The following is a 13,641-nucleotide window of genomic DNA, read 5'->3' as shown; positions in this document are numbered from 1 at the left end:
TTAGCATATATCATCTTTTTCTTTTTATTCAGTAAAAGGCAAAATGCCTTAGCTGTCAAAAACGAGTTCGGATTAACAAGCTTAAAGAATATCAATCAAGCCTACTTTCTCAACATACTTTTTGTTCTGTTCATACTAGGATATTCTTATTATGTGTTAACGCATCAGTCTGGATGGTCCATGTATGTCATGCTAGGTTTAAATGTAATAACCTATTTCATAGGATTTGTGGTTGATCCTGATGAAGCCGAAAAGGAACCGGAAAATTAAAAATGAATGAACAGCCCTCTAAAAAAGAGGGCTGTTTTTTTATAGACTGATCATAAGATTAACATTCTTTCCCTCCAATTTTTCTATATTCGTTAAAATAAAAATCAATTTCCCAAATCTATGAACCAAAATAAATATTCCCAATTGACGGACGAACAGCTCCTACAAGAGCAAAAGAAATTAAAGTCAACCAATCTGATCAATGCACTTTTGATCGGGGCGGCGGTAGGTGTAGCAGCCTACAGCTTCTATAATAAAGGATTCAGCTTTTTTACGTTATTCCCATTATTATTTGTCTATTGGTTTGTGAAATCCAAAAATAGCACAAAGGAATTAGAGGACGAGATCAAATCAAGAAATCTATAATGCCTAAAAGACCAATATCTTTTCTATTTCCTTTCATCCTTCTGACCGGATTGTTTAGCCTTCCCAAAGCTACTATAGCGCAATCTTCTGAAATCCCATTAATTCCATTCAAAAAAAGCCATTCCATCTCTATAGATGGGAATCTAACCGACTGGAATAATCAAAGAAATCTATTCACCGTAGATCAATTTATATCTCCTTGGGGAAATCAAAACTTTGGGAAGACGATCTTTAAGGCATTTCATGATGGGGCCTATTTCTATTTCTATTTTGATATCAAGGATAATAATATCGTAGAAAAGAAATTTGAGAAAGAAGAAGATGTAGGTAGAGGCGACAGAGGAGAGATATTCTTATCAGTAGATCTTGGTTTAAAAGAATATTACTGTTTTGAAATATCCCCAAGTGCCAAGGTTTTAGACTATAGGGCAAGCCATTATAGAAAGTTTGACTATGGATGGGATTTAGAAAGTTTAGAAGTAAAGTCAAAAATAAAACCTGATGGCTACATTTTGGAAGGTAAGATTCCTATGGATTTTATTAAAAGTATAATGGATTCAAATTCCGGGCAATCAGTATATTTAGGCTTATTCAGAGGCGAAATTGATAGTCTGGAATGGAATGAGAAATCAATCAATTGGATATCTTGGATTAAACCCACTAGTATAAAGCCAGATTTCCATATTCCATCAGCATTCAAAAAGGTACAATTTGGAAAGTAATGAAATTTGTAAATTACTCATAAAAATTTTAACAATAAAGACTCTAGCATTTCCCGATGAATATACCAAAGATCCATGGGTTTATAGAAAGAAGGATATTAGTCAATTATACTGCAGATCCTACAGTCGTTAGCGGAATCTTGCCAGCTCCATTTACGCCAAAATTATATAAAGGAAAAGCAATTGTAGGCATCTGCTTGGTCCGGCTCAAATCTATCAAGCCGAAAGGTTTTCCTAAATTATTTGGAGTTAGTTCTGAAAATGCAGCCCATCGTTTTGCTGTAGAATGGACAGATGAATCCGGCCAAATGTGTGAAGGGGTCTATATTCCCAGAAGAGATACCAGTCTCTATTTGAACACTTTAGTAGGAGGTAGGTTTTTTCCTGGAAAACATAACTTTGCAAACTTCAATATTCGAGAATCTAATGCTAATTATCACCTAGATTCGCTCAGTTCCGATCAGAATCATATCCAAATCGACGCCAGGAGAACCTCAGAGTTTCCATTAGGTTCAATATTCGACAACATTGACGAGGTATCCCAGTTCTTTGAAAAAGGATCCATTGGTTATTCACCAAATGGAAAATCATTCGATGGACTGAAATTAAACACCTACAATTGGGAGATAAGTCCATTAGAAGTACAAAACATAAAATCGACTTATTTTGATGATAAAAACCGCTTTCCTGAAGGCTCTATCCAATTTGACCATGCCGTAATAATGTTAAATATCGAACATGAATGGCAATCTATGAAATCAATTTCCTGTCTTTAATTGTTCTTGCTATATAGCGTATGGTAATGCAGATAAATATGAAACTAGATCCTATTGTCGCTGTGCAAGATGTACAGAAGAGTGCCGTTTGGTATGAAAGGTTATTAAACCTCCATAACAGTCATGGAGGCGAGAATTTCGCTGTATTGCAAGATTCTTCGGGTGAAACCATTATATGCCTACATCAATGGGCTGAACATCATCATCCTAGCATGGAAAACCCAGACCTTGCACATGGAAATGGCTTAATCTTATATTTTAAGACCAAGGATTACCAAGGGATTTACGATACAGCAAAAGAAATGCAGATTGAGATGATTGAAGATCTTCATAGAAATATGAATTCCCAAAAAATGGAATTTTCATTTTATGATCTCGATGGGTATTACATTAGTATCACTGAAGACCATAATTATGAAGGTTAATTGATCCTTATCTTAAATATCAAAGGCCAGTTTTTTCCAGTAACAAACATAAATTTATTCATAGGATCCCAGGCAATCCCATTCAACACCTTTTCAGGGTCAGGTTGAAAACTCTTGTCGTAAAGTTGTAAGATCCCTTCAAAACTTATTTTTCCTACCACATAGCCTGTTTCCGGGTCTATTTTATAAATGTAATCAGAGCCCCATTGGTTAGCGAAAATATAACCTTCCACATATTCCAATTCATTCAGGCTATCGACTGACCCCATATTATCTATGACCTTTAATTCTTTGATGATTGCCATGTTTACCGGATTAAGGTAGTACAACGTGGAGGAACCATCACTTAATATCAAGGAGGTAGAATCATGTGTCAATCCCCAGCCTTCTTTCTGCCAGCTATGTGTGCCGCTGGGCTGCTTTAAATTGTCCAGATCAAATTGATAGATTTTATTGTTCATATAAGTCAATTGATAAAGCTTATTGTTCAGTATGGTTATTCCTTCACCGAACACTTCATTCTCATAGTTTGCCTTGAGTACTTCAACTTTTGCCGTTGAAGTATCAATTTTGTTGATTCGGGTAAGCCTTTCAAGACCTGTCCCTTCAATTAGACTTCCTTGGTCTAAAACAAAGCCTTGGGTAAAAGCTGAAGTATCGTGGTCTAGTGTTCCAATTATCTGATAGGTGAGAGGTATAGCTTCCGGAATAGGGCTTTGCGTGGAATTTTGACTAGCTTGAATAGGTTCTGTTTTAGTTCCCTGTTGACAAGAATAGAGTAGGGACAAACTTATAATAGACAGAAAAATAATATTCTTATTCATCGTAATTAATTGCATTCTTAGTTACTAATATAGTTAAAGCGGCTGAAATTATACATGTTCAAACATGTATTTTACTCCTTTTCAATAAAATAAAACCAGACGTTAATATTAGTATCCAATAAGTCCAAAAATCCTTTTTTTCATGATTAGCTAATTATGCGCTCATCTGCTTAAAATCTTGCTTAAAACATTTGAAAATCCTGTTTTTTAAAACACAGTTTAAAGCCGTTAAACGAAGATATTTTTCTGTTTTTTATCGATTTTCGATATATAAAAAATTTAATAAATTGAAGTCAACATTAAGCTGATTGCTAACTAAATCATATTAGCTACTTTTTTTACACGCTAATTTCGTGTAGGCCATGGGCTACAAAAAATAATTAACAGCACTAAATAGATACTATTGATTTCAGCTAATCGAAATCCTGTGTATTTTTGTAGACCATAATTTTATGGCACACAACTATTAAAAAATTAATAAAAAGGCATACAAAATTGCGGCTAAATCTTAACTGATAGGAAAAATTGTTTTTTCTTTTTGGTTTTGAGTCTAGACCGTAATGGAGGTTAAAGAAATGAAAAAGCACTACAAAACTCCCCATGTTCATTTAGTTAAAGTACAGATGGAAGTGGACATCGCATTGGGGTCTGCAAAAGTATATCCTCAAAATGGTAACAATGTGGTCCAAGACCAATGGACTGAAGAGGATGATGATAATAGAAATATCGATTGGTAATAATAAAAATTGATTAAGAAATAGAACATGAATAATATCAAAAATAAAATCAGTATGAAATTTAGTATTGGATTCTTGGCAGTCCTCATGCTTAGTTTTGGATCTTGTAAGAGGTCTGATGATCCAGTTGGGGGCAATGGAGAAGCAAAACTTAATGTTCAGATTGATGGGATTTCTTTTGAAGAGGACAATATTGACTTCGATAAGAAAAGCAGCACCAAAGGCTCTGTTGCATCTGGGCTCGTAAAAGATACCTCATTGGTTTATGATGATTTTGTAGTGGACCTGAAAATGTCCCAAGACAATGATAGATCAAATAGAACTGTGAGTAACCAAACTACTTACCGTGGTTCTGATGCTAATATGGCAGCAGCAGTAACGAAAACTACTCCATTGACCAAAGGTACCAAGTATAGATTGGTAGCCTTCAATGCAGATGGAACTTTTAATCAAGCGAAGGATTATACCTATGGTAGTGAAGCTTCTGCAGGTGCGATGAGCTTAGATGCTGGTAAAAAATATACTTTTGTAGCTTATTCCATCAACAGCGCTAATGATCCTTTACCTACATTAATCTACACCAATGGTGTTAATACATTTGCAAATGCAAAATTGGTTGATGTATCTAAAGATTTAATGGTCTTTATTGTTAAAGATAAACAACTGACCTATGGTGACAATAAATTAGGGGTAATCCTAAAACATAGATTCAGCATGATTACCACCCGATTAACGATGGATTCAAAAATGACAGGCTCTATCAAGACCTTGACCAACACAACCATCGGAAAAGTGGATGCTAGTGCTACCTTTAATTTCAATGGCGAAACAATCGCTTACAAAAATGACCAAAACACATTTGCAGCAATCAATTTCCCTGTTTTGGGAACCGGATTAAGGGACGTTACTAGTTTTCCTACCTTGATTATCAACCCTGCATCTACCAACAAAACATTGAATTTTGGCATTATTAAAATTGATGATGAAACCAAGACAAACTTTTCGATCGCTAATATTAAGGTAAATCCTGGATGTAAGTATAACCTGAATCTGAACTTCAGAACCTGTACCCAGGAAGTGAAATTGGCGAATGATGCTTTAAACTGGAAATTTCCTGAAACTGGTGACCGTAAGGGTTGTTATGATCCAAATTCAGGTAAAGTTTGGAAAAATGGAGAATTATTGACGAGAGAATTCTCTGCTCCTGCTTCAAATTACGGCTTTACATTTGACATCTTCCAATTGGACAATGCCGTAAATATGGAAGTTAATGGAGTTCAGATCTTAACTGATCCTAAAGAAGGCCAGATTCAATTCCAAACTTACGATAACACAGCAAATGGTGAAGGAATCATTACTCGTAACATTCAATTTGCTGATGGAACGGAACATGGTAAAGGTGGCATTCCGGATATTTGGAACCTTAGAGGAACTGATGCTACTCCAATGATTAGAATCATTATCAGTAAAACAGGTGAAGTGACCATGTTAGGTAGCAAAACAAACAATGGACCATTAGTTCAAATGGTTTTAAAAGGTTCTTTGAAATTCAACAACGTGCCTTGGAAAACTTCTGGAACGAATAGCGTAAAGGTTACTCAAAAAGTATCCAATACAACTTTTGTTGTAGGTAGAGGTTACGGTCAAGCTAAAATTGCTTGTAAATAAAAAGTAAAAGATTAATTTTTTTATAAACATAATTTGTAGGAAAAAGCCTGAGAAATCAGGCTTTTTTTATGTATTCAATTTTGTAGCATCTAGATAAATTTAATCGTTTAGTTAATACACAGCATTTCTATTAATATTAAACCATTGTCAATTATGAAGAGAATTATGTTTTTAGCTCTAGCCATAGTACTGTTTACGGCTTGTGAAAAAGAAGGTCAAGATGCTTCACCTTGCTCCAAAAAATTAAGAAGCCATTTCAAGAAAGAAATACGATGTACCGAGAAAGGTGCGTATGAAACCAATCTCTATAAAGGAATCTATAAAGGCAAAACGGTATATTATGTAGATGTCGTGTGTATTTCTTGCCTTACTGCTTCTCCAGAATATGGCTATACTTGTGACCTAGAAAAGGTAGATTTTGAAAACTTTAATGAAGTTGCCAATAAAACTATGGTTTATAACAGCTGTACTAAGGATTACACGGAATAGCTTTTTGCTGTTACTTCCTATTTAGTCAGATTCCTTAAAATTTCTATTTTTGTGTACGCATGAAAAAAGAAATCATAATTGACGGTAGCCAAATCCACGATAAATCCAGTTTTTACGAAGAAATAAACCGAAAGTTTATGCAAAATGAAAGCTGGCAATTAGCGGAAAGTTTGGATGCATTTGATGACCTATTGTACGGAGGTTTTGGAGCCATCCGTGAAAAGGAAGAAATAACATTGATCTGGGAAAACTTTGAAGCCAATCGAGAAGCTTTAGGAACTGAATTCACCATAAATTATTATCAAGAAAAATTAGAGCATCCCGATGATTTCGATTCTTCCGTTATCCAAAAACGATTGGATGCATTAAGGGAAGGAAAGGGGCAGACCTATTTCGAAATCCTCCAAGAAATTATCGCTGAACATTCCAATATCGAACTGATCAAAAAATAAGGCGCAACGTCCAAAAGTTTCTAATCGTTCAGAATCAAAATGCGCTAAGGAGAGATTCAGAGTGAAGCGAAGAATCTATTTTTTTTAGTCATACTGAGGTTCATCCGAAGTATTTCGGAGCAATGCAAACTTACACTATAATACAATTTTGATTGGCGAACAATTCGTCAATCTTAGATAGTTTGTATTGGCGTACAGTTCCTTGACCGAAGGTCAAGGATGACAGGGTCGGTGGAAGGAAAACCGTACAGATTCCTCACTAATCGTTCAGAATCAAAATGCCCTAAAGAGGGATTCAGAGTGAAGCGAAGAATCTATTTTTTGATTTTTTTTTGAAGTGTTTGTCATTCCGCTATCGTAAGATGAGGAATCCATTTCAAATGTAGTATGGATAGTTCCGAGACCCTTCGGGGTGCCCTCAGGGTGACACAGAACGGGTATAGAAAAGTATTTCATGCCCGCTAGGGGTTACTCAAAACAAACATCATCCTTCCAAAGGAAGTCCTTTAGCTCCCGGCTCATTTCCAATGGCGGAAAAATGGAAAGAATGCCGTTGCCCTGCGCGATGGGATTGGCCTTGGAATGCTTCCTCACGATCATCCCATCAAAAGGGATGATCGTGAGGAAGATATTCCCGACATCAAGGCATTCTTTTCATGTGTGTTGGATTGTGCGAAAAGCCATCTTAAATGAGCCGAAGCCTTTTGGTTACTTTTGGGCTTCAAAAGTAACGAAGAGAATTGGTATCCCTGAGTTCCTTCGTCGGTTTGGTTAATTTGCTCTTCAAAAGTAACAATAGGATTGGTATCCCTGAGTTCCTTCGTCGGTTTGGTTAATTTGCTCTTCAAAAGTAACAATAGGATTGGTATCCCTGAGCTCCTTCGTCAGTTTGGTTAATTTGCGCTTCAAAAGTAAAGAAGAGAATTATTTTATTTTCAAGCTTTGGAAATCATTATTGAAAATTATTTCACAAGAAGATCGAATAGTTCCGAGACCCTTCGGCGGAGCCTTCAGGGTGACACAAAAGGGTAAAGAAAAGTATTTCACCCCCTTAGGGTATTACCCAACTTCCCTTCGCATTAAAATATCCGTCTGTTCATCACTACCTAACCTGAAAATATGTTTGTCAAATTCTTCAAATCCATTTTTCTTATAGAAACTGATGGCACGGGCATTTTCTTCCCAGACTCCCAACCAAATCGTCGGTACCCTTAAACTTTTTGCGGTTTCAAGGGCCTTAAAAAATAAAAGCTGACCAACTTGTTTGCCATGATGGCTTGCATAGACATAAATTCGTTCTATTTCGATATGGTCTTCCAGCTTATACTCGGTCTGGGCCTGACCAATATTTAATTTCAGATAGCCGATAGGGTCTTCCTGGTCCCAAGCTATATAAAATATAGACTCCAGGTTTTTCAATTCATGCTGAACCTGGATTTCGGAAAAACGATCATTAATATATGCAGACATATCCGATTCGGAATTTCTGGATTCAAAGGTTTCAAGGAATGTTTCTCGACCAATTTTTTGAATAATGAGCAAGTCATCAATAGATGCAACTTTGATTTCAATCATAATATTAAGTCCTGGGACCCTAATTTATCGAATTATAGGCAATTTGGATGGTTGAAATCCAAGTTATGACGTTTATATTATAGTTATATCCAACGATTTCTGGTAAATCTTAAGGTTTTCCTCATCAAAACAGACAAAAATTACTTCTCCAATCGATTCATTTTCAGCTAAATAATTTTTTACCGCCTGAATCGCAATTTTTGCAGCCCTTTCTTTTGGAAAACCATAAATTCCGGTACTGATATTAGGGAATGCAATTTTGCTTACATTATTTTTACTAGCCAAAACTAAACTATTGAAGTAGGCATTATATAAAAGCTCATCTTCATTATGGTTCCCATCCTTCCAAACCGGACCAACGGCATGAATTACAAATTTACAGGGAAGATTACCTGCATGGGTTATGACAGCCTGGCCTGTTTTGCAACCTCCTTGCCGGTTGCGGATCTGTTGGCATTCTTCTAATAGTGAAGGTCCAGCAGCCCGATGGATTGCACCATCAACACCTCCTCCGCCCAATAATGAAGTATTTGCTGCATTTACAATAGCATCCACATGACATTTGGTAATATCACCCAATTCCAGTTTTATTTTATCCCCCATATTTTCAGATACCTTTATGAATGAATCAATTCCGGTGAAAAAAGTTTAATATTTTTATTATTTATAAAAAATCAAATGTTCAAAAACCAATTTACATTTAAATTGTTTGAAAATTATCTAGAACATTAAAACTGTTATAACGCACATCGCAATACAACCATAAAATTGCAGATTGACTCTTTTCAGAAATTAGTTTACAATTTATTGTCAATTTGCATAAGATTATACCCCAAGCTATTGGGGTATAATTGTTTATTGGAAATAATAAATGTTGATTTATCTCCATTTGTGTTCCTGCAATTAAAATATGCGTTTTATTGTATAATAATTATTATTTTCAAATGAAATCTACCTTACAGTTATGTGTTATCATGTTGGTTCTCCAAGTAAATCAGAATTAAAAAATAAACTTCCCAAAAAGAAGGTATACTATCCGAATGAAAATGAAATATTCCATATTTCAGGATTCACTAGGCCCTATCTTCCAGTGACATTAAACCAAGATTCGGATGCTGTGATCGAGGCGAGGTGGAAGCTGATTCCCAGCTGGGTGAAGACGGAAACAGATGCCGGTAAATATGCAAACACCCTCAATGCCGAAGCTGAAAGTATTTTCGAAAAAGCTAGCTATAAAAACTACATCCACAATAATCGAGGATTATTGTATGTAACCGGGTTTTATGAACCCCATAAGGTCGCCGGAAAAAAAGATACTGAGAATTACTTCATTTATGCTCCTAAGCATGAAATCATCAGTTTGGGGATTGTATATTCCAATTTCACGGATCAGGAAACTGGTGAAACTTATCCTACTTTTTCCGTGATCACAACAGCTGCAAATGAACTGCTTGAGGAGGTCCATAATGAAAAGAAAAGGATGCCATTGGTAATTCCCGAGGAGTCAAGAGATGCTTGGTTATTTGCAGAAGGAAAAGAGGAAATCAAACAATTGATGATTCCATACCCAAAGGAATTAAATGCCCACCAAGTGCATCGGGTTACAGCTGATCGCAGCGGAAATACCAATCGTCCCGATATCCAAAAACCTTGGTCTGGACAAACTTCTCTATTTTAATCTGCTATGAAAACTAAAAACCTATATCTCCTTGGACTCACTTTCATTACTTTATTGGGGTCCTGTTCAGTCACGCAAAAGATGGCGGACAAACCATATATCCATATCCAAAAAGAAAATAGGGCAGATAGAAAGTGGAAATTGATCTGGGAGGATAATTTTAACGGGACAGGGATAGATTCAACAAAATGGTCCCGGATACCCAAAGGAGAATCTGATTGGAACAGACATATGAGTACTTCAGATGCCGTTTTCCGAATGGAAAATGGGAGTTTGTTTTTACTAGGTATCAATAATCCAGACCTATCCTCAGACCCTAGGCCCTTTATCACAGGAGGGATCTGGAGCAAGAACAAATTTGCCTTTCAATATGGCCGGATTGAGATTCGGGCTAAATTGGGAAGTGCACAGGGTGCATGGCCGGCCATGTGGATGTTAGCTGAATTGGATAAATACGGCAAATACCCCATGAATGGAGAGATCGATATCATGGAGCACCTTAACTTTGATAAAATAATCTATCAGACAACCCATTCCCATTATACCTTAAATCTTGGTCATCAAGACAATCCGCCACATTCTGGCACAACGGCCATAGAACCTGATGAATTCAATGTCTTTGGAATCTCATGGTACCCTGACAGAATTGTTTTTCAATTGAATGGAAAGGATACTTTTACCTATCCAAGGGTAGAAGGAGTTGACCCAACACAATGGCCATATGATCAACCTTTTTTTATCTTGATCGATCAACAATTAGGTGGAAATTGGGTAGGTAAGGTGGATCAATCACAATTACCTGTAGCCATGGAAATAGATTGGGTGCGTGTGTATCAATAAAATCTTGGCAAAATAAAAACGGCCAAATATTACATTTGGCCGTTATCTTAAAAATTATATCCTTGTTATTAAATGGGGCTTATGCTATTTAGGACAGTCGGTTCTTTTTCTTCCATAACCTCTACCAACAACAATCGTCCTACCGTCCACTTTCTGGCTTACTACTACGGTATTTGAACCTGTAGAACTCCAGGTAACATTATTGAATTGCTTGCCACCTTTCAAGCGCAATGGAATCAATGGTCCTTCGTTGGTTTTGCTTCCTAACATGGTCACTTCTCCAGTACGACTGATCATGATACGGATCAATGGTTTTGCCAAAGTACCTTTTAGGTTGTAAGCCTCATCAATACCATTTTTAGCGTATTCTGTGCCGTCTTCAAATTCAATATTACGTACAGTACCTAAGTTATTGTTAGTCTGGAATTGGATCTGGTCTGCGTAACTGTTTCCAAAAATATATTTACCATTTACGCGCATATTCAATGCATTGTCTAATTCGGTAATATCAAATTGGAAACCATAATCAGCTCGTGGTGCACTAAAATCATTTGTTATTATCTCATTGTTTTTAATTTTTTTGCCGTCTTTTATGATGCCAATATAAGTTGTATAGCCTGTAAACCAATTTCCTTCTCTCCAAGTTTCTTCCTTGTATCTCCAGTTCATGGCATCTGAGGTCACGTTTTGGGTACATGCTCTGAATCGTAATACTAAATTGTATTTATGTCCCGGGGTAATCTTAACATCCTTAACTTGAATTCCAGTTTGGGTCTCCGCATCTAAAGTGATTGATCCAAAAGTAAAGATGGCATCCGTAACACTCTTGCTGATCAAAAATGTTGGATTACTACTGATGCTTCTCATACCAGATGTAATAGTTGGAAATGTCACATTAGTTTGCCCATTTTGATTAGGGAAACTTAGACTTTCATCACTGAATTTCAATGAACCACTAGCTTTTGTTGGAGAGAAACGGGCATTTGAAATTGCTTCAATAGATCCAGTCATACTATCGTCCATTTCAATGGTCGTCGTAATCTGGCTAAATTGATGTACCAATACGGCGTTCAGGTTATTATCTCCGTGAGTCAATTTCACTGACTTTTTAAAGAACATAAGATCACTGGAGATATTATTCAGACTTGCTGTACTTAAGCTTCCTTGGTTGCTCACATTTGGTAAATCTGTCGAGCTATTCACTGAATAAACTACAAAAGTGTAGGTTTCACCAGCATTTAATTGAATGCCACCAGTTGTAGGTTCGCTACCATAGATATAGTCGAAATTCCCTTGATGAGCACCTGCATTATTATAAACCATAATGCGGTATTTCACGCCAGGAGTCAAAGTTGAGTTCACGGTTTGTGTTGCTGCTTTGGCTGCATTGTCTGCAGAAGAAGTCCTTCTAATCGTAGAAGGTTCAACATCGCGGATTACCATCACTTCCATGCTCATATTATCGCTGATCTGTACGTTTGATAATTGTACATTGGATTCTGGCGCTCTCTTAGTTGATTTATTGCTTCCGTATGCTATTCTTTCTTCTTCAGGTGAGCCAACCGATAATTTTACTTTTACGGTCGTCAGTTCTCCAGAAACTGGATCAGAGCCTGACTTTTTACAAGATTGAAAGCTAAGTAGCAGAATCGCTATAAAGAACATACTTTTTAATCTAGCCATCTTGTTCAGTAGTGTAAATTCCATTTTGTAGGTTTTTATTATTCTTTGTGTGTTTGTATTACCAATCGATATTTTTTGTTTCCTGATCGTCTTGGTACCATTGGTCCATCAGCTCATTATCAGTGTTATGAGGGCGGACAAATGCTGATCCTGAAGCTATACCTTCTTCAAGATGGATATCGAGGACCTCGATTTTTGGACTCATGTAAGTTTTATCCATAATGCTTTGCACCTAGTTAGTGATACTTTATAAAATTTTAGAATTACGCGTTAATAGTTAGTGATTTTCGGTATATTCTAATGTCTTCACTTTGAAAACATTGTAAAAATAAGTAGGAAATTCATTTTCTTTACTGCAGAAGATATGCGTAATAGCAGTTAATTTTAAATTGTCGTTTCATCACTACAGTTTGCTATTGATATGTGGTAATGGTCTCTAAAGTGTGAAAATGACCTTTTAAATAATTGTAAATAATTGACTGAAATGGATAAGGTTAGACTTGAGATTGCGTAGGAAAATAGGAGAGGGCCATCAGTTTTTAGGAAGAAATGGATGGCTGGAATTGGACTTTATTTCCTTGCCTTGTTCGGGATTCATTCGAGGCATATTCGAGAAATGGTTTGGTTGTATTGCGAAATTTCGGAATGTGTCTCGAATAAGGTCAAAAGGTCTATCGAGATTTACAGAAATAGTAGAATTTTCTTAGTTGAAAATTTTAGGGAAGGGAGGAGAGCCTGCAATTGTTCCTTTTCGAATTTAGGTAAAATATTGTGAAGGCTTTTTTCGTATTCTAAAAATCTTCGAAAATCTCAGAACAATACAAGCCTAATCATATATAGTTTAACGCCACGCTGCCGTCCTGACGCAGGAAGGATCTCGGTACAATACAATAAACAATTTTAAAATCATGGAATTTTGTATTGGCGTACAGTTCGTCAATCGAAGATTGACGATGACAGGGATGGTTATAGTGGAACCGTACAGATTCTTCACTGATCGTTCAGAATAAAAATGCGCTAAAGAGGGATTCAGAGCAAGGCGAAGAATCTATTTTTTTTAGTCATACTGAGGTTCATCCGAAGTATCTCGGAACAATGCAAACTTAAACTATTATCCAATTTGGATTGACGTTCAG

Annotated in this window: 15 protein-coding genes; 10 read left to right on the top strand and 5 right to left on the bottom strand. The window is 36.3% G+C overall.

Going from position 1 to position 13,641, the window contains the following annotated elements:
- The first annotated feature begins 390 nt into the window (after window positions 1-390).
- Genes ACWIB3_RS10425 through ACWIB3_RS10410 form a run of 4 tightly spaced genes read left to right on the top strand, consistent with a single transcriptional unit; the run spans window position 391 to window position 2,559 of the window.
- Entirely contained in the window at window positions 391-636 is a 246-nt protein-coding gene (locus tag ACWIB3_RS10425) for a hypothetical protein (RefSeq protein WP_185212063.1), read from the top strand.
- Window positions 636-1,358, top strand: a complete 723-nt coding sequence (locus ACWIB3_RS10420) for a sugar-binding protein (protein ID WP_454291550.1) — start codon at window positions 636-638, stop codon at window positions 1,356-1,358. The genes ACWIB3_RS10425 and ACWIB3_RS10420 overlap by 1 nt, the downstream gene beginning before the upstream one ends.
- A gap of 56 nt (window positions 1,359-1,414) precedes the next feature.
- A complete protein-coding gene (locus ACWIB3_RS10415; RefSeq protein ID WP_454291549.1) occupies window positions 1,415-2,134 on the top strand; it encodes a DUF2071 domain-containing protein in 720 nt (239 codons plus the stop codon).
- Window positions 2,135-2,172: 38 nt separating this feature from the next.
- Window positions 2,173-2,559, top strand: a complete 387-nt coding sequence (locus ACWIB3_RS10410) for a VOC family protein (protein WP_313257926.1) — start codon at window positions 2,173-2,175, stop codon at window positions 2,557-2,559.
- Here ACWIB3_RS10410 and ACWIB3_RS10405 read toward each other — a convergent pair.
- Window positions 2,556-3,383, bottom strand: coding sequence for a glutaminyl-peptide cyclotransferase (locus ACWIB3_RS10405; protein ID WP_454291548.1), 828 nt, complete (start codon window positions 3,381-3,383; stop codon window positions 2,556-2,558). The two genes, ACWIB3_RS10410 and ACWIB3_RS10405, sit on opposite strands and share 4 nt — an antisense overlap.
- A 575-nt stretch (window positions 3,384-3,958) precedes the next feature.
- Here ACWIB3_RS10405 and ACWIB3_RS10400 point away from each other — a divergent pair.
- From ACWIB3_RS10400 to ACWIB3_RS10385, 4 genes are all read left to right on the top strand, one after another.
- Complete coding sequence (locus tag ACWIB3_RS10400; RefSeq protein WP_185212114.1) at window positions 3,959-4,120, top strand: hypothetical protein; 162 nt, start codon at window positions 3,959-3,961, stop codon at window positions 4,118-4,120.
- Window positions 4,121-4,174: 54 nt separating this feature from the next.
- On the top strand, window positions 4,175-5,788 hold the full coding sequence (locus ACWIB3_RS10395; RefSeq protein WP_454291547.1) for a hypothetical protein: 1,614 nt from the start codon (window positions 4,175-4,177) through the stop codon (window positions 5,786-5,788).
- A 153-nt stretch (window positions 5,789-5,941) separates the two neighbouring features.
- A complete protein-coding gene (locus tag ACWIB3_RS10390; protein ID WP_254527030.1) occupies window positions 5,942-6,277 on the top strand; it encodes a hypothetical protein in 336 nt (111 codons plus the stop codon).
- A gap of 59 nt (window positions 6,278-6,336) precedes the next feature.
- The gene (locus ACWIB3_RS10385; RefSeq protein WP_313257915.1) at window positions 6,337-6,729 is read left to right on the top strand and encodes a barstar family protein; all 393 of its coding nucleotides are present in this window, start codon (window positions 6,337-6,339) and stop codon (window positions 6,727-6,729) included.
- 1,059 nt (window positions 6,730-7,788) lie between these two features.
- Here the strand turns inward: ACWIB3_RS10385 and ACWIB3_RS10380 are convergent.
- Both ACWIB3_RS10380 and ACWIB3_RS10375 read right to left on the bottom strand, forming a co-directional pair.
- A complete protein-coding gene (locus tag ACWIB3_RS10380) occupies window positions 7,789-8,304 on the bottom strand; it encodes a GNAT family N-acetyltransferase (RefSeq protein WP_313257913.1) in 516 nt (171 codons plus the stop codon).
- 72 nt (window positions 8,305-8,376) lie between these two features.
- Window positions 8,377-8,907, bottom strand: a complete 531-nt coding sequence (locus ACWIB3_RS10375) for an O-acetyl-ADP-ribose deacetylase (protein ID WP_454291546.1) — start codon at window positions 8,905-8,907, stop codon at window positions 8,377-8,379.
- A gap of 361 nt (window positions 8,908-9,268) precedes the next feature.
- Here ACWIB3_RS10375 and ACWIB3_RS10370 point away from each other — a divergent pair, with 361 nt between their 5' ends.
- Both ACWIB3_RS10370 and ACWIB3_RS10365 read left to right on the top strand, forming a co-directional pair.
- Entirely contained in the window at window positions 9,269-9,982 is a 714-nt protein-coding gene (locus ACWIB3_RS10370; RefSeq protein WP_254527032.1) for an SOS response-associated peptidase, read from the top strand.
- Between the two features lie 6 nt (window positions 9,983-9,988).
- Complete coding sequence (locus tag ACWIB3_RS10365; protein ID WP_454291545.1) at window positions 9,989-10,822, top strand: glycoside hydrolase family 16 protein; 834 nt, start codon at window positions 9,989-9,991, stop codon at window positions 10,820-10,822.
- A gap of 84 nt (window positions 10,823-10,906) precedes the next feature.
- Here ACWIB3_RS10365 and ACWIB3_RS10360 read toward each other — a convergent pair whose 3' ends face one another.
- Both ACWIB3_RS10360 and ACWIB3_RS10355 read right to left on the bottom strand, forming a co-directional pair.
- Window positions 10,907-12,529, bottom strand: a complete 1,623-nt coding sequence (locus ACWIB3_RS10360; RefSeq protein WP_454291544.1) for a hypothetical protein — start codon at window positions 12,527-12,529, stop codon at window positions 10,907-10,909.
- 34 nt (window positions 12,530-12,563) lie between these two features.
- Window positions 12,564-12,725, bottom strand: a complete 162-nt coding sequence (locus ACWIB3_RS10355) for a hypothetical protein (protein ID WP_185212076.1) — start codon at window positions 12,723-12,725, stop codon at window positions 12,564-12,566.
- Window positions 12,726-13,641: the final 916 nt, after the last annotated feature.

The sequence above is a fragment of the Sphingobacterium sp. NPDC055431 genome (assembly GCF_053644255.1).
Note: the sequence above shows the minus strand (reverse complement) of the source record. Positions and strands in the feature narration are given on the sequence as shown.